This is a genomic window from Streptomyces sp. NPDC085596 (genome assembly GCF_044541565.1).
Lineage (GTDB): Bacteria > Actinomycetota > Actinomycetes > Streptomycetales > Streptomycetaceae > Streptomyces.
In genome coordinates this window covers 96020-117623 of record NZ_JBITTC010000009.1, presented here as the reverse complement: position 1 = coordinate 117623, position 21604 = coordinate 96020, and the positions used below count along the sequence as shown (strand labels likewise).

The window sequence follows — 21604 nt, the reverse complement described above, 5'->3', positions numbered from 1 at the left end:
GATCCGGGTCACCGGGTCGACTTCGCACGCCCCGGTACGAAGCCCGTCACAGGGTTCGTACAAGCGCCCCTCGGTCCTTCGCGGCACGGCGCGCCGCGGGCGTCAGGCGCGACCGCCGTCCGGCGGACGCGGCACAACCGAGAAACTCAAGGAGATGGCCATGGCCGTCGTCACGATGCGGGAGCTGCTGGAGAGCGGCGTCCACTTCGGTCACCAGACCCGTCGCTGGAACCCGAAGATGAAGCGCTTCATCTTCACCGAGCGCAACGGCATCTACATCATCGACCTGCTCCAGTCGCTGTCGTACATCGACCGCGCCTACGAGTTCGTCAAGGAGACCGTCGCCCACGGCGGCACGGTCATGTTCGTCGGCACGAAGAAGCAGGCGCAGGAGGCCATCGCCGAGCAGGCCACCCGCGTCGGCATGCCCTACGTCAACCAGCGCTGGCTGGGCGGCATGCTCACCAACTTCTCGACCGTCTACAAGCGTCTGCAGCGCCTCAAGGAGCTTGAGCAGATCGACTTCGAGGACGTCGCCGCCTCCGGTCTGACCAAGAAGGAGCTGCTGGTCCTCTCCCGCGAGAAGGCCAAGCTCGAGAAGACCCTCGGTGGTATCCGCGAGATGTCCAAGGTGCCCAGCGCCGTCTGGATCGTGGACACCAAGAAGGAGCACATCGCGGTCGGCGAGGCCCGGAAGCTCAACATCCCGGTCGTCGCCATCCTCGACACCAACTGCGACCCCGACGAGGTCGACTACAAGATCCCGGGCAACGACGACGCGATCCGCTCCGTCACCCTGCTCACCCGCGTGATCGCCGACGCCGTCGCCGAGGGCCTCATCTCCCGCTCGCGCGTCGCCACCGGTGACAAGGGCGAGAAGGCCGCGGCCGAGCCGCTGGCCGAGTGGGAGCGCGACCTGCTCGAGGGCGAGAAGAAGGCCGACGAGGCTGCCGAGGCCGTCGAGATCGCCGCCGAGTCGCCGGCCCCCGACGCCCCGGTCTCCGAGGCCGTCGAGGAGGCTGCCGCCGAGGTCGAGGCCCCCGCGGCTGCCGTCGAGGTTGAGGCCCCCGAGGCCGAGCAGGCCTGACACCGGCGCTGACGGTGGGGGCGGCATGAACCCCGCCCCCGCCCGTCACCCGTAGGCCGACATGACGCCCGCGATCCGGCCGCAAGCCGGTCGCGGGCCCGTGCGGATCTCCGTTCTCCCAAGACTTCCAGAAAGACTCACAGACTCATGGCGAACTACACCGCCGCCGACGTCAAGAAGCTCCGTGAGCTCACCGGCGCCGGCATGATGGACTGCAAGAAGGCGCTGGACGAGGCCGAGGGCAACGTCGACAAGGCCGTCGAGGCGCTGCGCATCAAGGGCCAGAAGGGCGTCGCCAAGCGCGAGGGCCGCTCCGCCGAGAACGGCGCCGTGGTCTCCATCATCGCCGACGACAACTCCGAGGGTGTCCTCGTCGAGCTGAAGTGCGAGACGGACTTCGTCGCCAAGGGTGACAAGTTCCAGGCCGTGGCCAACGCCATCGCCGAGCACGTCGCCAAGACCTCCCCGGCCGACATCGAGGCGCTCCTCGCCTCCGAGATCGAGCCCGGCAAGACCGTCCAGGCGTTCGTGGACGAGGCCAACGCCAACCTCGGCGAGAAGATCGTCCTGGACCGCTTCGCGCAGTTCACCGACGGCTACGTCAGCGCGTACATGCACCGCACGATGCCCGACCTGCCCCCGCAGATCGGTGTTCTCGTCGAGCTGGACAAGCCCAACGCCGAGGTCGCCAAGGGCATCGCCCAGCACATCGCCGCCTTCGCGCCGAAGTACCTCTCCAAGGAGGACGTGCCGGCCGACGTCGTCGAGTCCGAGCGTCGCATCGCCGAGGAGACCACCCGCGCCGAGGGCAAGCCCGAGGCCGCGATCGCCAAGATCGTCGAGGGTCGCCTCAACGGCTTCTTCAAGGACGCCACGGTGCTCGGCCAGCCGTACGCCCTGGACAACAAGAAGTCGGTCCAGAAGGTGCTGGACGAGGCCGGTGTCACCCTGACGCGCTTCTCGCGCATCAAGGTCGGCATCTGAGTCCGTACCGCGATCGACGCGCGACCCCGATAGGGTCGACAGCAGTCGTCCGCGCAGACCGCCGTCCGTGAGCCAAGCGGCGGACGGCAGCAGATCTGACGAGGAGGCCATTGCCGCGCATGGGAGCGATAACCGACCCCACCGGCAATGGCCTTCTTCGTATGTGCGACACGTGAAAGAGGCGGGATCCCCATGACCACCAAGGCCCAGAAGAGCGACGACGGCAAAGTGCACGGCCGGTTTCTGCTGAAGCTGTCCGGAGAGGCATTCTCCGGCGGCGGGGGCCTCGGCGTCGACCCGGACGTGGTGCACAAGATCGCCCGCGAGATCGCCGCCGTCGTGCGTGACGGCGCCGAGATCGCGGTCGTGATCGGCGGCGGCAACTTCTTCCGCGGCGCCGAGCTCCAGCAGCGCGGCATGGACCGCGCCCGCTCCGACTACATGGGCATGCTCGGCACCGTGATGAACTGCCTCGCCCTCCAGGACTTCCTGGAGAAGGAGGGCATCGACAGCCGCGTGCAGACCGCCATCACCATGGGCCAGGTCGCCGAGCCGTACATCCCGCTGCGCGCCGTGCGCCACCTGGAGAAGGGCCGCGTGGTCATCTTCGGCGCCGGCATGGGCATGCCCTACTTCTCCACCGACACCACCGCCGCCCAGCGCGCCCTGGAGATCGACGCCGAGGCGCTGCTCATGGGCAAGAACGGCGTGGACGGGGTCTATGACGCCGACCCCAAGACCAACCCGGACGCGGTCAAGTTCGACGCGCTCGGCTACGGCGAGGTCATCACCCGCGACCTCAAGGTCGCCGACGCCACCGCCGTCACCCTGTGCCGTGACAACAGCCTGCCGATCGTCGTGTTCGAGCTGCTGGCGGAGGGCAATATCGCGCGGGCCGTCAAGGGTGAGAAGATCGGCACGCTCGTGGGTGACCAGGGCAGCCGGGACTGACCGGCGACCCCGTCCTATGAGCGCGACCCCGTCCGGGACAAGGACGGGACGCGCCCCGGCCGGGGGATGGACAATGTCCTGCCGGTCGGGAACCGTGCAGGAAGCAGACGCGACGCAGCCGGCCGGCCGCCGCCCGATCGGGGACCGCAGCCGGGCCTTACTCAAGACACGCAGGAGCAAGTGGTGATCGAAGAGACCCTCCTCGAAGCCGAGGAGAAGATGGAGAAGGCCGTCGTGGTCGCCAAGGAGGACTTCGCCGCGATCCGCACCGGCCGTGCGCACCCGGCGATGTTCAACAAGATCGTGGCTGACTACTACGGTGCCCCGACGCCGATCAACCAGCTGGCCTCGTTCTCCGTGCCGGAGCCGCGCATGGCCGTGGTCACCCCGTTCGACAAGAGCGCGCTGCGCAACATCGAGCAGGCGATCCGTGACTCCGACCTGGGCGTCAACCCCAGCAACGACGGCAACATCATCCGTGTGGTGTTCCCCGAGCTGACCGAGGAGCGCCGCCGCGACTACATCAAGGTCGCCAAGCACAAGGCCGAGGACGCCAAGGTCTCGATCCGCTCCGTGCGCCGCAAGGCCAAGGACGCCATCGACAAGATGATCAAGGACGGCGAGGTCGGCGAGGACGAGGGCCGCCGCGCCGAGAAGGAGCTCGACGACCTGACCGCCAAGTACGTGGCGCAGGTGGACGAGCTGCTCAAGCACAAGGAAGCGGAGCTGCTCGAAGTCTGATGAGCGACTCTTCCTGGGGGGCGCCGCCGCAGGCGGGGCAGGCCGGGTACTGGGGGCCCACCGCGGGTGGGCCTGTCCAGGGGGCTGCCACGGCGGGTCCCGCATACGATGCGCCACAGGCGCAGCAGACTCACCCCATGCCCAGCGTGCCCGACGTGCCCGACGTACCCGCGTATGGCGGAGACCAGGACGACGACCCGATGCCCGACTCCCCGCAGCCGGTGCCCGCGCCGAAGAAGACAGCGGGCCGTGACCTGAGCGCGGCCATAGGCGTCGGCGTCGGACTCGGCGTGGTGATCATCGCCTCGCTGTTCGTCGTCAAGGCCGTCTTCGTCGGTGTCGTCGCCGTCGCGGTGGTCGTCGGATTGTGGGAGCTGACCAGTCGGCTCCAGGAGCGCAAGGGGATCAGGGCGCCCCTGGTACCGCTCGCGGTGGGCGGGGCGGCCATGGTGGTCGCCGGGTACGCGCGCGGTGCCGAGGGTGCCTGGGTCGCCATGGCGCTGACCGCGCTCGCGGTCCTGGTCTGGCGCATGACCCAGCCGCCGGAGGGCTACCTCAAGGACGTCACGGCCGGCGTCTTCGCCGCGTTCTACGTGCCGTTCCTGGCGACGTTCGTGGCGATGATGCTCACCGCCGACGACGGGCCCTGGCGGGTGCTGACGTTCCTGCTCCTCACCGTCGTCAGCGACACCGGCGCGTACGCGGTCGGCTGGCGCTTCGGCAAGCACAAGCTGGCTCCGCGCATCAGCCCCGGCAAGACCCGCGAGGGTCTGATGGGCGCGGTGGCGTTCGCCATGGTCGCGGGCGCGCTGTGCATGCAGTTCCTGATCGAGGACGGCGCCTGGTGGCAGGGCCTGGTCCTCGGCCTCGCGGTCGCGGCCAGTGCCACGCTGGGCGACCTCGGCGAGTCCATGATCAAGCGTGACCTCGGCATCAAGGACATGGGCACCCTCCTCCCCGGCCACGGAGGAATCATGGACCGCCTGGACTCCCTCCTGCCGACCGCACCGGTGGTGTGGCTGCTGATGGTGGCGTTCGTGGGGTCCTGAGCCCGGCCCGAATCCCGGCCTTCGGGCCCTGCCCGTATGAGGGCAGGGCCCGTCGGTGTCCACGGGGCACCTTCTCGGAGAATTGCCGATGCGTTCTCGCGTTCCGATGACGCGGAATCCCGAGGACCGGTGCAGGGTGAGGCTGGCGGAGTTCTCCGGGAAGACGCCGGACCGGATCGTCCAGATGTCCGCTCTCTCGGTCGATGTGGTGTCACTGCCGTACCGCCGGGGCGATCTCCTCGATGAGGCCGCGGACGCGGTGTTCGATCTCGTCGCGGATGGGACGGACGGCGTCGACGCCCTGGCCGGCGGGGTCGGTGAGTTGCCAGTCGAGGTAGCGCTTGCCCGGGAAGACGGGGCAGGTGTCGCCGCAGCCCATGGTGATGACGACGTCGGAGTCCTGGACCGCTTCGACGCTGAGCACCTTGGGGATTTCGGCCGAGATGTCGATGCCGACTTCGGCGAGTGCCGCGATCACGGCCGGGTTGACGGTGTCGGCCGGTGCGGAGCCGGCGGAACGGACCCGGACGCGGTCCCCGGCCAGCCGGGTGAGGAAGGCGGCGGCCATCTGGGAGCGTCCGGCGTTGTGGACGCAGACGAACAGCACCGTGGGCAGGGCAGTCTCAGACATGGGCGGGGTCTTCCGGGGCTGTGAGCGTGGCGGGGGTGAAGAAGCGGCGGGCGTACAGCGCGACGTGGACGAGGCCGATCAGTACCGGTACTTCGATGAGCGGGCCGACGACGCCGGCGAGGGCCTGGCCGGAGGTGGCGCCGTAGGTGGCGATGGCGACGGCGATGGCCAGCTCGAAGTTGTTGCCCGCCGCGGTGAAGGCGAGCGTGGTGGCACGCGGGTAGTCCAAGCCCACACCCCGGCCAAGGACCATGGAGCCGGCCCACATGAGCGCGAAGTAGACCAGCAGCGGCAGGGCGATGCGGGCCACGTCGAGGGGCTTGGATGTGATGGCGTCGCCTTGGAGGGCGAAGAGGATGACGACCGTGAACAGCAACCCGTAGAGGGCGAAGGGCCCGATGCGCGGGATCAGCTTCGACTCGTACCAGGTGCGGCCCTTGGTCCTCTCGCCGATGCGGCGGGTGAGGTAGCCGGCCGCGAGCGGGATGCCCAGGAAGATCAGCACGCTGCGGGCGATCTCCCACACCGAGACGTCGAGTCCGCTCTGTGCCAGGCCGAGCCGGCCGGGCAGGAAGCTCAGGTAGAACCAGCCGAGGGCCGAGAACGCGATCACCTGGAACACGGAGTTCAGGGCGACCAGGACGGCGGCGGCCTCACGGTGTCCGCAGGCGAGGTCGTTCCAGATGATGACCATGGCGATGCAGCGGGCGAGGCCGACGATGATCAGGCCGGTGCGGTACTCGGGCAGGTCCGGCAGGAACAGCCAGGCCAGAGCGAACATGAGCGCAGGGCCGACGATCCAGTTCAGCAGCAGCGAGGGCAACAGGAGCCGGCGGTCCCGGGTGACGGTGTCGAGGCGGTCGTAGCGGACCTTGGCCAGCACCGGGTACATCATCACGAGCAGGCCCGACGCGATCGGCAGGGACACCCCGCTCACGGTCACCGTCGCCAGCGCATCTCCGAGCCCGGGAACCAGGCGCCCCAGGCCGAGCCCGACCGCCATCGCGGCGAGGATCCACAGAGCCAGGTGGCGGTCCAGGAACGACAGGCGCCTGGCCACGCTCTGATCAGGTGCGTCCGGATTCAAGACGAAGCTCCGGCGGTCTCCGCGCGGACGGGCAGGGGCTCCCCGGCCGGGCGGGTCAGGATGCCCGCGAGACGGTCGGTCATCTCCGGCAGCAGCCAGTAGTAGACCCAGGTGCCGCGCCGCTCGCAGTCGATGAGGCCGGCCTGCCGCAGCAGCTTGAGGTGATGCGAGATGGTCGGCTGGGACAGGTCGAACGCCGGAGTCAGGTCACAGACACAGACCTCCCCGCCCGCCCTCGAAGCGATCAGCGACAACAGCCGCAGCCGGACCGGGTCCCCCAGCGCCTTGAACACTTTCGCCAGCTCGACGGCCTGATCCTCGCCCAGGGGAGCGGTCAGCAGCCCCGGGCAGCAGCCATCGTCCCCGGAGACCTGGCTCAACACGGCAAGCTCTTGCTTCGACATGCGTCTATGTTGACAGGCTTCTATTCAAGGCGCAATCTTGCATCGACAGACGTCAATGCAAGCCGATGGGAGTACCGCCATGTCCCGAGTTCAGCTCGCCCTCCGCGTCAGCGACCTCGAAGCGTCGGTCAGCTTCTACTCGAAGCTGTTCGGCACCGAACCGGCGAAGCGGCGCGAGGGCTACGCCAACTTCGCGATCACCGAACCGCCGCTCAAGCTCGTACTGATCGAAGGCGAGCCCGGACAGGACACCCGCCTGGACCATTTCGGCGTCGAGGTCGAGTCCACCGAGCAGGTCTCCGCGGCAACCGGACGACTTAAGGACGCCGGCCTGGCCGCCTTCGAGGAGAACGACACCTCCTGCTGCTACGCCCTCCAGGACAAGGTGTGGGTCCACGGCCCCGGGAAGGAGCCCTGGGAGGTCTACGTGGTCAAGGCCGACGCCGACACCCTCGGCAAGAGCGCCGCCCCCGGCCTCACCGCCGGCGGCTGCTGCTCCGGTCAGGGGCCGTCCGAGGCCGACCGACGCTGACGGTGGGCACCCACAGGTGACCGCCCCCACCCCGGTCTGGCCAAGGCCGGTCGTGTTGATCTGCGACACTGGAAGGGTTATGCCGAAGCCCGGAGAACTCACTTTCGTCGCCCCCCGCGGAGCCAAGAAGCCGCCGCGGCATCTCGCTGACCTTTCGCCCGCGGAGCGGAAGGACGCTGTTGCGGAGGCCGGCGAGAAGCCGTTCCGTGCCAAACAGCTCTCGCAGCACTACTTCGCGCGGTACGCGCACGACCCCGAGCAGTGGACGGACATCCCGGCCGGCTCGCGGGAGAGGCTGCGGGAGGCGCTGTTCCCGGATCTGATGTCGGTGGTCCGGCATCTGGCCACGGACCAGGGCACCACCCGTAAGACGCTGTGGCGGCTGTTCGACGGCACGCTCGTGGAGTCCGTGCTGATGCGGTACCCGGACCGGGTCACCATGTGCATCAGCTCGCAGGCCGGATGCGGGATGAACTGCCCGTTCTGCGCGACCGGGCAGGCGGGGCTGGACCGGAACCTGTCCACCGCCGAGATCGTGCACCAGATCGTGGACGGTATGCGGGCGCTCAGGGACGGGGAAGTTCCCGGCGGGCCCGCGCGGCTGTCCAACATCGTCTTCATGGGCATGGGCGAGCCGCTCGCCAACTACAAGCGCGTCGTCGGCGCCATCCGCGCCCTCACCGACCCCGCCCCCGACGGCCTCGGCCTCTCGCAGCGCGGCATCACCGTGTCGACGGTGGGCCTGGTCCCCGCCATTCACCGCTTCGCCGACGAGGGCTTCAAGTGCCGGCTGGCGATCTCCCTGCACGCCCCCGACGACGAGCTGCGCGACACCCTCGTCCCCGTGAACACGCGGTGGAAGGTGCGCGAGGTGCTGGACGCCGGGTTCGAGTACACGGAGAAGTCCGGGCGCCGGCTGTCCATCGAGTACGCGCTGATCCGGGACATCAACGACCAGGCGTGGCGCGGTGACCGGCTCGGCCGGCTGCTCAAGGGCAGGCCCGTGCACGTCAACCTGATCCCGCTCAACCCCACCCCCGGCTCCAAGTGGACCGCCTCCCGTCCCGAGGACGAGAAGGCGTTCGTGGAGGCCATCGCCGCGCACGGCGTGCCGGTGACCGTCCGGGACACCCGCGGTCAGGAGATCGACGGGGCGTGTGGTCAGCTCGCGGCCACCGAGCGGTAACCTGGGCCGGTCAGTACAAGTTCATACCCGTACACCTTCGTACGGTCATACATCTGCATATTCCGACAGGGGAGCGCCACAGCGCTGAGAGTGCGGCAAGCAGGCCGCAGACCCTCTGAACCTCGCCCAGGTCATTCTGGGTAGGAAGTTCGGTCATCACTCAAGCTGTTGCGCCCTGCCCGGGCTCCCGCGCGGAGTCCGGGCGGGGCCGCGTCTCTTCCTGGCCCACCCCAGGAGGACCACCAGTGCACACCAAGACCTTCGTGGCCGCGGCGGTCGGCCTCGGCCTGCTCACGCTCTCCGCGTGCGGGTCCACCGACACCAAGGGGGGCGCGGACACCAGGACCGTGACCCTCGTCAGCCACGACTCGTGGGCCGCGTCCAAGAACGTGATCGCGGACTTCGAGAAGCAGTCCGGCTACCGGTTGCGCGTCCTCAAGGACGGCGACGCCGGGCAGGCCGTCAACAAGGCGGTCCTCACCAAGGACAACCCGCAGGGCGACGTCTTCTTCGGCGTCGACAACACCCTGCTCTCCCGCGCCCTCGACAACGGCCTCTTCCAGCCGTACGCCGCCAAGGGCCTCGACCAGGCCGACCCCGCCTTCCAGCTCGACCGGGCCGAGCACCGGGTCACGCCGGTCGACCACGGCGACATCTGCGTCAACTACGACAAGGCGTACTTCGACAAGCACAAACTGAAGCCGCCGCGCACCTTCGCCGACCTCGCGGACCCCAAGTACAAGAACCTGCTGGTCACCGAGAACGCCGCCACCTCCTCGCCCGGCCTCGGCTTCCTGCTCGGCAGCGCCGCCAGTTACGGCGACAAGGGCTGGGAGGGGTACTGGAAGAAGCTCAAGGCCAACGGCGTCAAGGTCGTCGACGGCTGGGAGCAGGCGTACTACCAGGAGTTCTCCGGCTCCTCCGAGGGTAAGAAGGCGGGCGGTGACCGGCCGCTCGTCGTGTCGTACGCCTCCTCGCCGCCCGCCGAGGTGATCTACGCCAAGAAGAAGCCGGCGACCGCCCCCACCGGCGTCTCCGAGGGCACCTGCTTCCGGCAGGTGGAGTTCGCCGGGCTGCTGAACCACGCGAAGAACCCCGCGGGCGGCAAGGCGTTCCTCGACTTCCTGCTCTCCAAGGAGTTCCAGCAGGACATGCCGCTGAACATGTTCGTGTACCCGGTGATCAAGGACGCCAAGGTCCCCGCCGAGTTCACCGAGTACGGGCCCGCCGCCAAGGACCCGGCGACCATGGCGCCCGACAGGATCGCCGCCAACCGCGACCAGTGGGTCAGCTCGTGGACGTCACTCGTACTGAAGTAGCTGAAGTAGCTGAAGCAGCTGGACGGCGAAGCCGCGGGAGCGCGGCGCGGCTGGGGCTGATGGCCCTGCCCGTCGCGTTCTTCGCGCTGTTCTTCGCCTGGCCCGTCGCCGCCATCACGGCGCGGGGGCTCAAGGCCGACGGCAGCTGGCACCTCGGGCGGTTCGCCGAGGTGCTGGGCCGCTCCGACATCCGGCACGTGCTGTGGTTCACCACCTGGCAGGCGCTCGCCTCCACCGCGCTCACCCTGCTGATCGCGCTGCCGGCCGCCTACGCCTTCGCCCGGCTGGACTTCCCCGGCAAGCAGGTGCTGCGGGCCGTCGTCACGGTGCCGTTCGTGCTGCCCACGGTGGTCGTCGGCACCGCGTTCCTCGCGCTGGTCGGCCACGGCGGGCTGCTGGACGAGCTGTGGGGCGTGCGGCTGGACACCACGGTGTGGGCGATCCTCCTCGCACACGTCTTCTTCAACTACGCCGTCGTCGTCCGCACCGTCGGCGGACTGTGGGGGCAACTGGACCCTCGGCAGGAGGAGGCCGCCCGGATGCTCGGCGCGTCCCCGCCACGCGCCTGGCGCCAGGTGACCCTGCCCGCGCTGGCGCCCGCCGTGGCCGCCGCCGCGCTGATGGTGTTCCTGTTCACCTTCACCTCCTTCGGCGTGGTCCAGATCCTCGGCGGTCCCACCTTCTCCACCCTGGAGGTGGAGATCTACCGGCAGACCTCCGAGGTCTTCGACCTGACCACCGCCGCGGTCCTCACCCTCGTCCAGTTCGCCGCGGTCGGCGCGATCCTCGCCGTGCACGCCTGGACGGTGCGGCGCCGGGAGACCGCGCTGCGCCTGGTCGACGCCTCCGGCACCGCACGCCGGCCGCGCGGCGCCGGGCAGTGGGCGCTGCTCGGCGGGGTGCTCGCCACCATCGCGGTGCTGCTGGTGCTGCCGCTCGGCGTGCTGGTGCGCCGCTCGCTGGACGCGCCGGGCTTCGGCTACTACCGGGCGCTCACCGATGCCGATGGCGGTACGTTCCTGGTGGCGCCGCTGCACGCGGTGTGGACCTCGCTGGAGTACGCGGTCGCCGCCACCGGCATCGCCCTGGTCGTCGGTGCTCTCGCCGCGGCCGCGCTGGCCCGGCGGGACGCGGGCCGGCTGGTGCGCGGGTTCGACGCGCTGCTGATGCTGCCGCTCGGCGTCTCCGCCGTGACGGTCGGTTTCGGCTTCCTGATCGCGCTGGACGAGCCGCCGCTGGACCTGCGCCAGTCCTGGTTCCTGGTGCCGCTCGCCCAGGCGCTGGTCGGCGCACCCTTCGTCGTACGGACCATGCTGCCGGTGCTGCGGGCGGTGGACACCCGGCTCAGGGAGGCGGCGGCCGTGCTCGGCGCCTCGCCCTGGCGGGTGTGGCGGGAGGTCGATCTGCCGCTGGTGCGGCGGGCGTTGCTGGTCGCGGCCGGGTTCGCGTTCGCCGTGTCGCTGGGCGAGTTCGGAGCGACCGTGTTCATCGCCCGGCCCGACAACCCCACGCTCCCGGTCGCGGTGGCCCGGCTGCTGGGCCGGCCGGGCGAGCTGAACTACGGCCAGGCGATGGCCCTTTCCACGATTCTGATGGTGGTCTGCGCGGCCGCGCTGCTCGTCCTGGAGCGGCTGCGCACCGACCGGACGGGGGAGTTCTGATGCTGCTGAGCCTTGAGGAGGCGACCGTCCGTCTCGGCGGACGCCCGGTGCTCGACACGGTGGACCTCGATGTCGCCGAGCACGAGGTGGTGTGTGTGCTCGGGCCGAGTGGCAGCGGCAAGTCGACCCTGCTGCGAAGCGTGGCCGGGCTCCAACCGCTGTATTCCGGGCGGGTGTTGCTCGACGGCCGGGACCAGGCGGGTGTGCCCGCGCACCGGCGCGGGGTCGGGCTGATGTTCCAGGACCACCAGCTCTTCCCGCAGCGGGACGTGGGCGGCAACGTCGCCTTCGGGCTGCGGATGCACGGCATGCCCAAGGGCCAACGGGACGAGCGGGTGGGGGAGTTGCTGGAGCTGGTGGGGCTGCCCGGCGCGGCCCGGCGGGCGGTGGCCGCTCTTTCGGGCGGTGAGCAGCAGCGGGTGGCCCTCGCGCGGGCGCTCGCACCCCGGCCGCGGCTGCTGATGCTGGACGAACCGCTCGGGCAGCTGGACCGCTCGCTGCGGGAGCGGCTGGTGGTCGAACTCCGGGAGCTCTTCGGACGGCTGGGCACCACCGTGCTCGCCGTCACTCACGACCAGGGCGAGGCGTTCGCGCTGGCCGACCGGGTGGTGGTGATGCGGGACGGGCGGATCGCGCAGTCCGGGACACCGCTGGAGGTGTGGCGCAGGCCGGCCGACGCCTTTGTGGCCCGGTTCCTCGGCTTCGAGAACGTGGTCCCGGCGAGCGTCACCGGGGCGGCCGCCGACACCGCGTGGGGCAAGCTGCCGGTGCCGGAGGGTTCGCGGCAGGGCGCCGGGGAGCTGCTGGTACGGCCTTCCGGGGTGCGGCTCGTGGCCCTTGGTGAGGGGCTGCCCTGCACGGTGACCGCCCGCACCTTCAGGGGCACCCATGTGGCGCTCCGGCTCCGGCCCCAGGGCGGCGGCCCGCACCTGGAGGCGGCCTGCCCGCTGCGCGACGCGCCCGAGACCGGCGCCGAGACCGGGGTGGAGTTCGACGCGGCGGAGATCGTCGTCCTCGGCTGAGGTTCCAAAGGACAGCGGCCCGCCCCCGTGCGTGACGGGGACGGGCCGCTGTCGGGTACGGCGGGCGAAGGCGTCAGCTGCCGCTCTTCGCACCGCGGCGGCGCATACCGAAGTACACCGCGCCACCGCCGACGACGACGAGGGCACCGGCGACACCGGCGATCAGGCCGGTGTTGGAGTTCGCACCGGTCTCGGCGAGGTTCGAGTCACCGATGGCCGCGGACGGCGCGTTGCTCGGGGCCTCGGACGCCGGGGCGGCGGCGCTGCTCTCGGACGCCGAGGCGGACGGGGAGGCGCTCTCCTCGGCCGGGGCGGAGGCCGACGGGGTCGGCTTCGGCGACTCGGCGGCGGGCGGCTTCGGGGAGGGGGACTCCTCCTTCTTGCACGCCGTGGCCGGGGCCGTCAGGTTGGGCTCGATGTCCTTGTTGTTGATGAAGCGGGGCACGTTGACGCTGACGCGGTAGACCGCGCCGGGTGCCCAGTCCTCGTCGAAGACGATCGTGGCGCCCTGCTTGGAGCCGGTCACCACCTGCTCGCCGATCTTCTTCTCGTCGGCGCCGTTGTTCTCCAGGAACACCGTGACGGTGGCCTTCTGGCCGGAGGGGTCGACGTCCTTGACGACGATCTGACCCTTCTCGCCCGTGCAGACGGCCTCGGCCGAGAACTCGCTGATGTTGCACGCGAGAGCCTGGCCGGAGACGCCCAGGACCAGAGCGGCCGACGCGGAGGCAAGACCCAGGATGCGCACGGAGCGGCGCGCGTTACGGCGGGATATGGACAAGGCATGTCCTTTGCTGAGTGCAGAACTGCGGGGGGCAGAGGAGGAGTTGGAGCGGCGGACGGAGCGGAGCCCCAGCATCCCCACAAGACACACAGGTTTATAAGCGTGCCATAAGCATGTCAATGCGTAGGCGGTCAACGGGCGTTGACTTTACCTTCTTATTGCTCAGCGAGACGTTTCAACGTGTCGGAAGCCAGCTCGATCCGGCCAACCAGGGCTATTCGGGACTCCATCGGCCGTTCCCGTGCCAACGCCCGCAGCAGGGGCCAGGCGGGGAGCTTCTCCGTCCAGTGCTCCTCGTCCACCAGCACCATGGGCGTGGGATTGCCGCGCGAACCGTAGTAGTTGGGCGTGGCGTTGTCGAAGATCTCCTGTACGGTCCCGGCCGCGCCCGGCAGGAACACCACCCCGGCGTTGGAGCGGGCCAGCAGGCCGTCCTCGCGGGTGGCGTTGGCGAAGTACTTGCCGAGATGGGAGGCGAACGCGTTGGGCGGCTCATGGCCGTAGAACCAGGTCGGGATGCCCACCGACTCCCCGCCGTCCGGCCAGCGTTCCCGTACCTCGAAGGCGGCCCGCGCCCAGTCCGTCACGGACGGCGTGAATGACGGCGCCTTGGCCAGAATCCGCAGGGCCTCGCTGAGCATCCCGTCCTCGAACGGAGCCGCGTACGCGCCGAGGTTGGCCGCCTCCATCGCGCCCGGACCGCCCCCGGTCGCCACCGTGAAGCCCGCGCGGGCCAGTTCACGGCCGAGCCGCGCCGCACCCGCGTACGCCTCGGTGCCGCGGGCCATCGCGTGGCCGCCCATGACGCCCACCACCCGTGCGCCGGCGAGGAGTTCGTCCAGCGCGTCGGAGACCGAGTCGTCGTGGACCGCGCGCAGCATCGAGGCCAGGATGTCGCCGTCGGACTTGGTCCGCTGGAACCACTCGTAGGCCAGCGCGTCCGGCGTCGCCTCGTACCCGTCCGCCAGCGATGCGAACAACTCCTCGGGGGTGTAGGCGAATCCACGGTACGGATCGAAGGGCAGTCCCGGCACCGGCGGGAACACCAGAGCGCCACGCGCGGTGACTTGAGCCGCCGCACCGGCGTCCATCGGGCACCCGAGGAAGACGGCGCCCTCGGTGTCCAGCGCGAGCAGGTCGTCCGTACGGCCGGTCAGATCGACGGCCTGCACACGGAACCGCGCGAGTGTCCCGTACGCGGCGACGACGGCGTCGAACTCCGCCAGCGACTCGATCTCACGGTCCGGGGCGACCTCTTGGGGCCGGGCGGGTATCGGAGGCATCCGCACATGCTAGTGCGGCCTCACCTCTGACCCTCGATGGAGTACCGGGCCCGCAGGCGGCTGAACGCCGTGGGGGTGGGCCGGTGAGGGAGGAAGTCCCTGATGTGCTCGGCGCAGTCGCGCGGGCTCGCCGTCCCGGTGTCGCACTCCAGGTCGTAGTCGCCGTGGCTGTGGACCAGGTCGTACTGCTGGGCAGCGAGGCCCGCCTCCCGGTCGCCGCGTGCCCGCTCGCGCCGCTCCAGCTCCTCCAGAGAGCAGTGGACGCCGACGAAGAGGACGTCCTCGGGCCGCAGCACCGCCAGGCAGTCGGCCAGCCGCCACGGCTCGCTCAGCACATGGTCCACCACGAGGTCGTTGCCCACCCCGGCCATGGCCGCGATCGAGCGGTGGAAGCCGAGACGGGTCCGGCGCAGCGCGGCGTCGAACTCCCGTGGAGACAGCTCCCGTTGGGCGCGCATCGAGTTGAAGGCGTCCACCGACAGGTGGGAGAACACGCCGTCGTCCAGGATGTCGAGCAGCTCGCGCGCGATGCTCGACTTCCCGGAACTCGACGTGCCGTTGAGGAAGATGATCCGGCCGGGTGTCATACGGGCATGCTCACCCCTGGACCGCGGCCGGGTCCATCCACATGACCTCCCAGGTGTGGCCGTCGAGGTCGTCGAAGGCACGGCCGTACATGAAGCCGTGGTCCTGGGGTTCGCCGTGCGAGGTGCCGCCCGCCGCGATGGCCTTGTCCACCAGCTCGTCCACCTTCGCGCGGCTCTCGGCGCTCAGGCAGAGCAGGACCTCGCTGGAGGTACGGGAGTCCACGACCTTCTTCTGGGTGAAGCGGCCGTAGTGCTCGGGCGTCAGGAACATCGCCACGATGGTGTCGCTGATCATCACGCTGACGCAGTCGTCGCTGCTGAACTGCTCGTTGATGCCGTAACCCAGGCCGCCGTAGAACTTCCGGGTGGCGGGCACGTCGGCGGTGACCAGGTTCACGAAGATCATCTGCTGGTACATGGGTTCTCCCCTGAAATAGGTGCGCGGGCTGCCGTTCGCTGAGATAGACGACGGGCCGCCGGGAAACTCATCGGCGGCCCGTGGACTGGTCCTTCTCAGTTCGTCGGCGGCAGCGCCGACAGGTAGGCGATCAGCAGGGTCAACGGCACGAACAGGGCGATCAGGGCGCCGGCCCGCAGCGCGGCGGAACCGCGCAGCATCGTGGCCGGCGCGCCGAGCCGGAGCAGTGCGGCCGTGGTGCCGGCGCGGGACTGGCGGGCCTCCACGGCGGCCGTCAGCAGCGTCGCCAGCGTGCAGCCGCCGACCACCAGCGTGGCCACCGTGGACAGCGGTCCGAAGGCGGCGGCCGGCTGGTCGTACATCGCGGTCGTGGCGAGCGCGGCCGACGTCACCGCGCAGACCACCCCGAGCGGCCGCCCGATCCGGGTGGCCTCGGACATCAGCACCCGCCCCGCCAGCAGCCGCAGCGCGCCGGGCTGCGCCGACTGGAGCACCCGCCCGCACAGGTAGGTGAGGCCCGGCGCGGCCAGGACCAGCCCGAGCGCGGTGAGCAGCCACGCGCCCAGCACCGCCGCGCCCTCCACGGGCAGCGCCAGCACGGACGCCGGGGCGGCCCGGTTCGCGTACGCCTGCACGGCGAGGCCCGCCGCCAGCGCGGCGACACCCCAGGGGAAGCCCGCCGGAGCCTCACGGGGCGGCGGCGCGACGGTCAGCACGTCCGACCAGCCCGCCTCCTCGGCCCCGGCTGCCACGGGCGCCGTCTCCTCCGGCTGGGCCTCGGCCTTGCGGGTGACGGCGTGCCAGCGGGCGCCGAAGGACGCCGCGCCCTTCGTCGAGGCGGGCCGGCGCGGGTCCCTCGGGCGCAGGCTGAGCGCCACCGCCCCCGAAGCGGCGAGCGGCAGCAGCGCCAGCAGGGTCAGCGCGGCCGGTACCGGAAGCGGCCGGTCGGCCGCGAGGAACTGCGCGCCCTGCCCGTCGAAGGGCATGCCCGTCAGGTCGCCGCGCAGATGCAGGAAGAGCATCAGGGCCACCAGCGAGCCCAGCGTGCAGGCGAGCAGCGTGGTCAGCGCGGAGACCGCCATCAGACGGCCCGGCCCGAGTCCCACCGCCGACAGGCCCGGCCGGGGCCGGGTGCCGGGGTCGGTGCGGGCCACCGCGAGCGCCAGGTAGACCGTCGCGGCGAGCGGCACCACGCACCAGGCCAGGCGCAGCGCGGCCGCGCCCGGTGTCTGGGGGTGGTTCATCGCGTAGCCGAGCGAGCCGAGCAGCAGGAAGCCGGTGCCCGCCGAGGCGGCCGCCACGAGCAGTCGGCGCAGCTGGACTGCGGGCCGGGCCGCGCGGGTCAGACGGAGAGCGAGCACGCCGCCCGGCCTTCCGTGTCCGGGGCGTCCGGGAGGTGCACGGTCTTCACGCGGCGCCCGTCCAGCAGCTGGACCGTGCGGTCGGCGAGGGCCGCCGTCTCCGGGTCGTGGGTGGCGAGGACCACGGTGATGCCGTGCGAGCGGGCCGCCGTGGTGAGCGTGCGCAGTACGTGTCCGCGGTCGGCGCGGTGCAGCGGCGCGGTCGGCTCGTCGGCGAACAGGACCGTGGGGCCGGGGGCGAGCGCGCGGGCGATGGCGACGCGCTGCCGCTCCGCCTGGAGCAGTTCGTGCGGGCGCTTGCGGGACTTGTCCCCGACGTCCAGGCGCTCCAGCCACTCCATGGCGGCCACCTTGGCGCGGCGGCGGCTGGTGCCGCGCAGCATCAGCGGGAGCGCCGCGTTCTCCCAGACGTTCAGCTCCGGGACGAGTGCCGGGGCCGGGTCGATCCAGCCGAACCGGTCGCGGCGCAGCCGTTCGCGGGCCATCGGGCCCAGGGTGTGCACCGGGGAGCTGTTGAACCACACCTCGCCCTCGTCCACCTTGACCTGCCCGGACAGACAGCGCAGCAGGGTGGTCTTGCCGCTGCCGCGCGGGCCGCCGACCGCGAGGATCTCGCTCTCCCGTACGCCCAGCGAGATCCCGGCGACACCGGGAGAACCGTCGGGATACTTGAAGTGCAGGGAGCGTGCCCAGAGCACGTCGTTGTCCGGCGGAGCCTCCATGGCGTACACCTCGGTTCTGATCCGTTTTCCCGTGTCCGTATGCCCCGCCCGGGGGAACGAAGACCGGGCCGATCGGTCACTGGGCACGCTAGGCAGCACCGAGGGGGAGGCGGCACAGCACACGGCCCCGGACCGCCGTTCTCACTCGAACGGGCGGCGCCGGGGCCGTGTGCCGGCCGACCGGCCGGAGGCATCCGCTGGAGGCTCAGAGCTTGGTCCACGCCTCCGTCAGGGTCGCGCGCAGGATCTGCTCGATCTCGTCGAACGTCTCCTGGTTGGCGATCAGCGGCGGGGCGAGCTGGATCACCGGGTCACCGCGGTCGTCGGCGCGGCAGTACAGGCCGTTCTCGAACAGGGCCTTGGAGAGGAAGCCGTACAGGACGCGCTCGATCTCGTCGGCGTCGAAGGACTCCTTGGTGTTCTTGTCCTTCACCAGCTCGATGCCGTAGAAGAAGCCGTTGCCGCGGACGTCGCCGACGATGGGCAGGTCGTGCAGCTTCTGGAGGGTGCGCAGGAAGGCGCCCTCGTTGTCGAGGACGTGCTGGTTCAGGCCCTCGCGCTCGAACAGGTCCAGGTTGGCGAGACCGACCGCGGCGGAGACCGGGTGGCCGCCGAAGGTGTAACCGTGCAGGAAGACGTTGTCGCCCCGGTAGAAGGGCTCGGCGATCCGGTCGGACACGACGGTCGCGCCGATCGGGGAGTAGCCCGAGGTCATGCCCTTGGCGCAGGTGATGATGTCCGGCACGTAGCCGAACTTGTCGCAGGCGAACATCGTGCCCAGGCGGCCGAAGGCGCAGATGACCTCGTCCGAGACGAGCAGGACGTCGTACTGGTCGCAGATCTCGCGCACCCGCTGGAAGTAGCCGGGCGGCGGCGGGAAGCAGCCGCCGGCGTTCTGCACCGGCTCCACGAAGACCGCGGCGACCGTGTCCGGGCCCTCGAAGAGGATCTGCTGCTCGATCTGGTCGGCGGCCCAGCGGCCGAACGCCTCCGGGTCGTCGCCGTGGATCGGGGCGCGGTAGATGTTGGTGTTCGTCACCTTGTGCGCGCCCGGCACCAGCGGCTCGAAGGGGGCCTTCAGCGCGGGCAGGCCGGTGATGGAGAGGGCGCCGTGCGGGGTGCCGTGGTAGGCGAGCGAGCGGGATATGACCTTGTGCTTGGCGGGCTTGCCGACCAGCTTGAAGTACTGCTTGGCCAGCTTCCACGCGGTCTCCACGGCCTCGCCGCCGCCGGTGGTGAAGAAGACCTTGTTGAGGTCGCCGGGGGCGTAGCCGGCCAGCCGCTCCGCCAGCTCGATCGCCTTCGGGTGGGCGTAGGACCACACCGGGAAGAAGGCCAGCTCCTGGGCCTGCTTGAGGGCGGTCTCGGCCAGTTCCACCCGGCCGTGCCCGGCCTGGACCACGAACAGGCCCGCCAGACCGTCGAGATACCGCTTGCCCTTGTCGTCGAAGACATGGGTGCCCTCGCCCCGCACGATGGTGGGGACGGGCGAGTTCTCGTACGAGGACATGCGGGTGAAGTGCATCCACAGGTGGTCGTACGCGGTGCGGCTGAGGTCCTTCTGCGTCACGGTTATCGGGTTCCCCACATATAGGTCTGCTTCTTGAGCTTGAGATAGACGAAGCTCTCGGTGGAGCGGACACCGGGCAGGGCCCGGATGCGCCGGTTGATCACGTCCAGCAGGTGGTCGTCGTCCTCGCAGACGATCTCGGCGAGGACGTCGAAGGAGCCCGCGGTCATCACCACGTACTCGACCTCCGACATGGCGCTCAGCGCGTCCGCGATCGTCTCCACGTCACCCTCGACATGCACCCCGACCATCGCCTGGCGGCGGAAGCCCACGGTGAGCGGGTCGGTGACCGCGACGATCTGCATCACGCCCTGGTCCAGCAGCTTCTGCACCCGCTGGCGCACGGCCGCCTCGGAGAGGCCGACCGCCTTGCCGATCGCGGCGTAGGGCCTGCGGCCGTCCTCCTGGAGCTGCTCGATGATGGCGAGGGAGACGGCGTCCAGCTGCGGGGTGCCGCTCCTGGACTCGCGGGCGGAGTCCCTCTGTTCTGCGCTTCGACTGGCCACGTCCTCACTGTGCACGACGTCTCGACAGTTTCGCAAGGTTCGATCGATGAAATTCGTTGTTTACGGGCTTGCAGTGTGCGGATTTCGCAGGACTGGCGGTGGTGGGGGTGTTGAAAACGTGGGTGTCGCGACTAGGGTTGGCCTGTCCCAGCCATTGGACGGCCGTACTGGCCCGACCAGGCGGGACCGCTCGAACCCTCGAACCAGATCAGGAGGCCGGCAGTGAGCACCGAGCCGCGTGGGCTGCGCAAACTCCGGAACTATGTCGCCGGTGAGTTCCGGGACGCCGCCGACGGACGGACCACCGAGGTGGTCAACCCCGCCACCGGTGAGGTGTACGCGACCGCGCCGCTGTCCGGGCAGGCGGACGTGGACGCCGCCATGGACGCCGCCGCCAAGGCGTTCCCGGCCTGGCGCGACGCCACACCCGCCGAGCGGCAGAAGGCCCTGCTGAAGATCGCCGACGCGTTCGAGGAGCGGGCCGAGGAGCTGATCGCGGCCGAGGTGGAGAACACGGGTAAGCCCATCGGGCTCACCCGCTCCGAGGAGATCCCGCCGATGGTCGACCAGATCCGCTTCTTCGCGGGCGCGGCCCGGATGCTCGAAGGGCGCTCGGCCGGCGAGTACATGGACGGCCTGACCTCGATCATCCGCCGCGAGCCGATCGGCGTCTGCGCCCAGGTTGCGCCGTGGAACTACCCGATGATGATGGCCGTGTGGAAGTTCGCCCCGGCGCTCGCCGCGGGCAACACGGTCGTCCTCAAGCCCTCGGACACCACCCCGGCCTCCACCGTCCTCATCGCCGACATCATCGGCTCGGTCCTGCCCGAGGGCGTCTTCAACGTCATCTGCGGCGACCGCGACACCGGCCGCATGATGGTCGAGCACCCGACCCCGGCCATGGCCTCCATCACCGGCTCGGTGCGCGCGGGCATGTCGGTCGCCGAGTCGGCGTCCAAGGACCTCAAGCGGGTCCACCTGGAGCTGGGCGGCAAGGCGCCGGTCGTCGTCTTCGAGGACACCGACATCCCCAAGGCCGTCGAGGACATCTCCGTCGCGGGCTTCTTCAACGCCGGCCAGGACTGTACGGCCGCCACCCGCGTCCTCGTCCAGGAGTCCATCCACGACGAGTTCGTGGCCGCGCTCGCCAAGGCCGCCGCCGAGACCAAGACCGGGCAGCCGGACGACGAGGACGTGCTCTACGGCCCGCTGAACAACCCCAGCCAGCTGAAGCAGGTCGCCGGCTTCATCGAGCGGCTGCCCGCGCACGCCAAGGTCGAGACGGGCGGCCACCAGGTCGGCGACAAGGGGTACTTCTACGCCCCGACCGTGGTCTCCGGCCTTCAGCAGGACGACGAGATCATCCAGAACGAGGTGTTCGGGCCGGTCATCACCGTCCAGTCCTTCACCGACGAGGACCAGGCCGTCGAGTGGGCCAACGGCGTCGACTACGCGCTGGCCTCCTCGGTGTGGACCAAGGACCACGGGCGCGCGATGCGCATGTCCAAGAAGCTGGACTTCGGCTGCGTGTGGATCAACACCCACATCCCGCTGGTCGCGGAGATGCCGCACGGCGGCTTCAAGAAGTCGGGCTACGGCAAGGACCTGTCGGGGTATGGCTTCGACGACTACACGCGGATCAAGCACGTCATGACGTCGCTGGACGCCTGACCCCGTACCGGGGCCGACCGTCTCTCCGGGCGGAATTGTCCCTCCGGC

22 protein-coding genes, 1 pseudogene and 1 riboswitch are annotated in these 21604 nt (G+C 70.3%); of the genes and pseudogenes, 11 read left to right on the top strand and 12 right to left on the bottom strand.

Going from position 1 to position 21604, the window contains the following annotated elements; genetic code table 11:
• Window positions 1-160: 160 nt before the first annotated feature.
• The 5 genes from rpsB to ACIGA3_RS24695 all read left to right on the top strand — a co-directional run bounded on the left by rpsB (window position 161) and on the right by ACIGA3_RS24695 (window position 4812).
• The gene (gene rpsB / locus ACIGA3_RS24715; RefSeq protein ID WP_399719553.1) at window positions 161-1087 is read left to right on the top strand and encodes a 30S ribosomal protein S2; all 927 of its coding nucleotides are present in this window, start codon (window positions 161-163) and stop codon (window positions 1085-1087) included.
• A gap of 147 nt (window positions 1088-1234) precedes the next feature.
• On the top strand, window positions 1235-2071 hold the full coding sequence (tsf, locus tag ACIGA3_RS24710) for a translation elongation factor Ts (protein WP_399719550.1): 837 nt from the start codon (window positions 1235-1237) through the stop codon (window positions 2069-2071).
• A gap of 192 nt (window positions 2072-2263) precedes the next feature.
• Entirely contained in the window at window positions 2264-3022 is a 759-nt protein-coding gene (pyrH, locus tag ACIGA3_RS24705) for a UMP kinase (protein WP_399719547.1), read from the top strand.
• Between the two features lie 183 nt (window positions 3023-3205).
• Window positions 3206-3763: a ribosome recycling factor gene (gene frr / locus ACIGA3_RS24700; RefSeq protein ID WP_399719544.1), complete on the top strand. Its 558-nt coding sequence runs from the start codon at window positions 3206-3208 to the stop codon at window positions 3761-3763.
• Window positions 3763-4812 (top strand): phosphatidate cytidylyltransferase, encoded by a 1050-nt coding sequence (locus ACIGA3_RS24695; RefSeq protein WP_399719541.1) that lies wholly within the window; start codon window positions 3763-3765, stop codon window positions 4810-4812. Before frr ends, ACIGA3_RS24695 begins: the two co-directional genes overlap by 1 nt.
• An 84-nt stretch (window positions 4813-4896) precedes the next feature.
• On the opposite strand, the pseudogene ACIGA3_RS24690 reads toward ACIGA3_RS24695, so the two are convergent.
• The 4 genes and pseudogenes from ACIGA3_RS24690 to ACIGA3_RS24675 all read right to left on the bottom strand — a co-directional run.
• Window positions 4897-5016 (bottom strand): annotated as a pseudogene (locus ACIGA3_RS24690) (GNAT family N-acetyltransferase); the annotation flags it as partial.
• Between the two features lie 7 nt (window positions 5017-5023).
• On the bottom strand, window positions 5024-5443 hold the full coding sequence (locus tag ACIGA3_RS24685; RefSeq protein ID WP_399719538.1) for an arsenate reductase ArsC: 420 nt from the start codon (window positions 5441-5443) through the stop codon (window positions 5024-5026).
• Window positions 5436-6503, bottom strand: a complete 1068-nt coding sequence (gene arsB / locus ACIGA3_RS24680; protein WP_399719535.1) for an ACR3 family arsenite efflux transporter — start codon at window positions 6501-6503, stop codon at window positions 5436-5438. The genes ACIGA3_RS24685 and arsB overlap by 8 nt, the downstream gene beginning before the upstream one ends.
• A gap of 23 nt (window positions 6504-6526) precedes the next feature.
• Window positions 6527-6934, bottom strand: a complete 408-nt coding sequence (locus tag ACIGA3_RS24675) for an ArsR/SmtB family transcription factor (RefSeq protein ID WP_399719532.1) — start codon at window positions 6932-6934, stop codon at window positions 6527-6529.
• 79 nt (window positions 6935-7013) lie between these two features.
• Here ACIGA3_RS24675 and ACIGA3_RS24670 point away from each other — a divergent pair, with 79 nt between their 5' ends.
• The 5 genes from ACIGA3_RS24670 to ACIGA3_RS24650 all read left to right on the top strand — a co-directional run bounded on the left by ACIGA3_RS24670 (window position 7014) and on the right by ACIGA3_RS24650 (window position 12654).
• On the top strand, window positions 7014-7466 hold the full coding sequence (locus ACIGA3_RS24670) for an ArsI/CadI family heavy metal resistance metalloenzyme (protein ID WP_399719530.1): 453 nt from the start codon (window positions 7014-7016) through the stop codon (window positions 7464-7466).
• 79 nt (window positions 7467-7545) lie between these two features.
• A complete protein-coding gene (gene rlmN / locus ACIGA3_RS24665; protein ID WP_399719527.1) occupies window positions 7546-8652 on the top strand; it encodes a 23S rRNA (adenine(2503)-C(2))-methyltransferase RlmN in 1107 nt (368 codons plus the stop codon).
• 57 nt (window positions 8653-8709) lie between these two features.
• Window positions 8710-8817, top strand: a riboswitch (TPP riboswitch).
• Between the two features lie 80 nt (window positions 8818-8897).
• Window positions 8898-9971 carry a thiamine ABC transporter substrate binding subunit gene (locus tag ACIGA3_RS24660; protein ID WP_399719525.1) on the top strand — a complete coding sequence of 358 codons (1074 nt, stop codon included), beginning with the start codon at window positions 8898-8900 and terminating at the stop codon, window positions 9969-9971.
• Between the two features lie 59 nt (window positions 9972-10030).
• Complete coding sequence (locus tag ACIGA3_RS24655; protein WP_399719522.1) at window positions 10031-11632, top strand: ABC transporter permease; 1602 nt, start codon at window positions 10031-10033, stop codon at window positions 11630-11632.
• Window positions 11632-12654 carry an ABC transporter ATP-binding protein gene (locus ACIGA3_RS24650; RefSeq protein WP_399719520.1) on the top strand — a complete coding sequence of 341 codons (1023 nt, stop codon included), beginning with the start codon at window positions 11632-11634 and terminating at the stop codon, window positions 12652-12654. Before ACIGA3_RS24655 ends, ACIGA3_RS24650 begins: the two co-directional genes overlap by 1 nt.
• A 73-nt stretch (window positions 12655-12727) precedes the next feature.
• Here the strand turns inward: ACIGA3_RS24650 and ACIGA3_RS24645 are convergent, their stop codons facing one another.
• The 8 genes from ACIGA3_RS24645 to ACIGA3_RS24610 all read right to left on the bottom strand — a co-directional run bounded on the left by ACIGA3_RS24645 (window position 12728) and on the right by ACIGA3_RS24610 (window position 19900).
• The gene (locus ACIGA3_RS24645; protein WP_399719517.1) at window positions 12728-13435 is read right to left on the bottom strand and encodes an LAETG motif-containing sortase-dependent surface protein; all 708 of its coding nucleotides are present in this window, start codon (window positions 13433-13435) and stop codon (window positions 12728-12730) included.
• Window positions 13436-13593: 158 nt separating this feature from the next.
• Window positions 13594-14721, bottom strand: coding sequence for an LOG family protein (locus ACIGA3_RS24640; RefSeq protein WP_399719514.1), 1128 nt, complete (start codon window positions 14719-14721; stop codon window positions 13594-13596).
• 20 nt (window positions 14722-14741) lie between these two features.
• On the bottom strand, window positions 14742-15308 hold the full coding sequence (locus ACIGA3_RS24635; RefSeq protein ID WP_399719511.1) for a chloramphenicol phosphotransferase CPT family protein: 567 nt from the start codon (window positions 15306-15308) through the stop codon (window positions 14742-14744).
• A gap of 10 nt (window positions 15309-15318) precedes the next feature.
• Window positions 15319-15726, bottom strand: a complete 408-nt coding sequence (locus tag ACIGA3_RS24630; protein WP_399719508.1) for a VOC family protein — start codon at window positions 15724-15726, stop codon at window positions 15319-15321.
• A gap of 95 nt (window positions 15727-15821) precedes the next feature.
• Complete coding sequence (locus ACIGA3_RS24625; protein ID WP_399719505.1) at window positions 15822-17087, bottom strand: hypothetical protein; 1266 nt, start codon at window positions 17085-17087, stop codon at window positions 15822-15824.
• The gene (locus ACIGA3_RS24620) at window positions 17069-17809 is read right to left on the bottom strand and encodes an ABC transporter ATP-binding protein (RefSeq protein ID WP_399719502.1); all 741 of its coding nucleotides are present in this window, start codon (window positions 17807-17809) and stop codon (window positions 17069-17071) included. The genes ACIGA3_RS24625 and ACIGA3_RS24620 overlap by 19 nt, the downstream gene beginning before the upstream one ends.
• Window positions 17810-18014: 205 nt before the next feature.
• The gene (locus ACIGA3_RS24615) at window positions 18015-19379 is read right to left on the bottom strand and encodes an aspartate aminotransferase family protein (RefSeq protein WP_399719499.1); all 1365 of its coding nucleotides are present in this window, start codon (window positions 19377-19379) and stop codon (window positions 18015-18017) included.
• A 2-nt stretch (window positions 19380-19381) separates the two neighbouring features.
• Window positions 19382-19900 carry an Lrp/AsnC family transcriptional regulator gene (locus tag ACIGA3_RS24610; RefSeq protein WP_399719496.1) on the bottom strand — a complete coding sequence of 173 codons (519 nt, stop codon included), beginning with the start codon at window positions 19898-19900 and terminating at the stop codon, window positions 19382-19384.
• Between the two features lie 207 nt (window positions 19901-20107).
• Here ACIGA3_RS24610 and ACIGA3_RS24605 point away from each other — a divergent pair, with 207 nt between their 5' ends.
• Window positions 20108-21556, top strand: a complete 1449-nt coding sequence (locus tag ACIGA3_RS24605) for a gamma-aminobutyraldehyde dehydrogenase (protein WP_399719493.1) — start codon at window positions 20108-20110, stop codon at window positions 21554-21556.
• The last annotated feature ends 48 nt before the right edge of the window (window positions 21557-21604 follow it).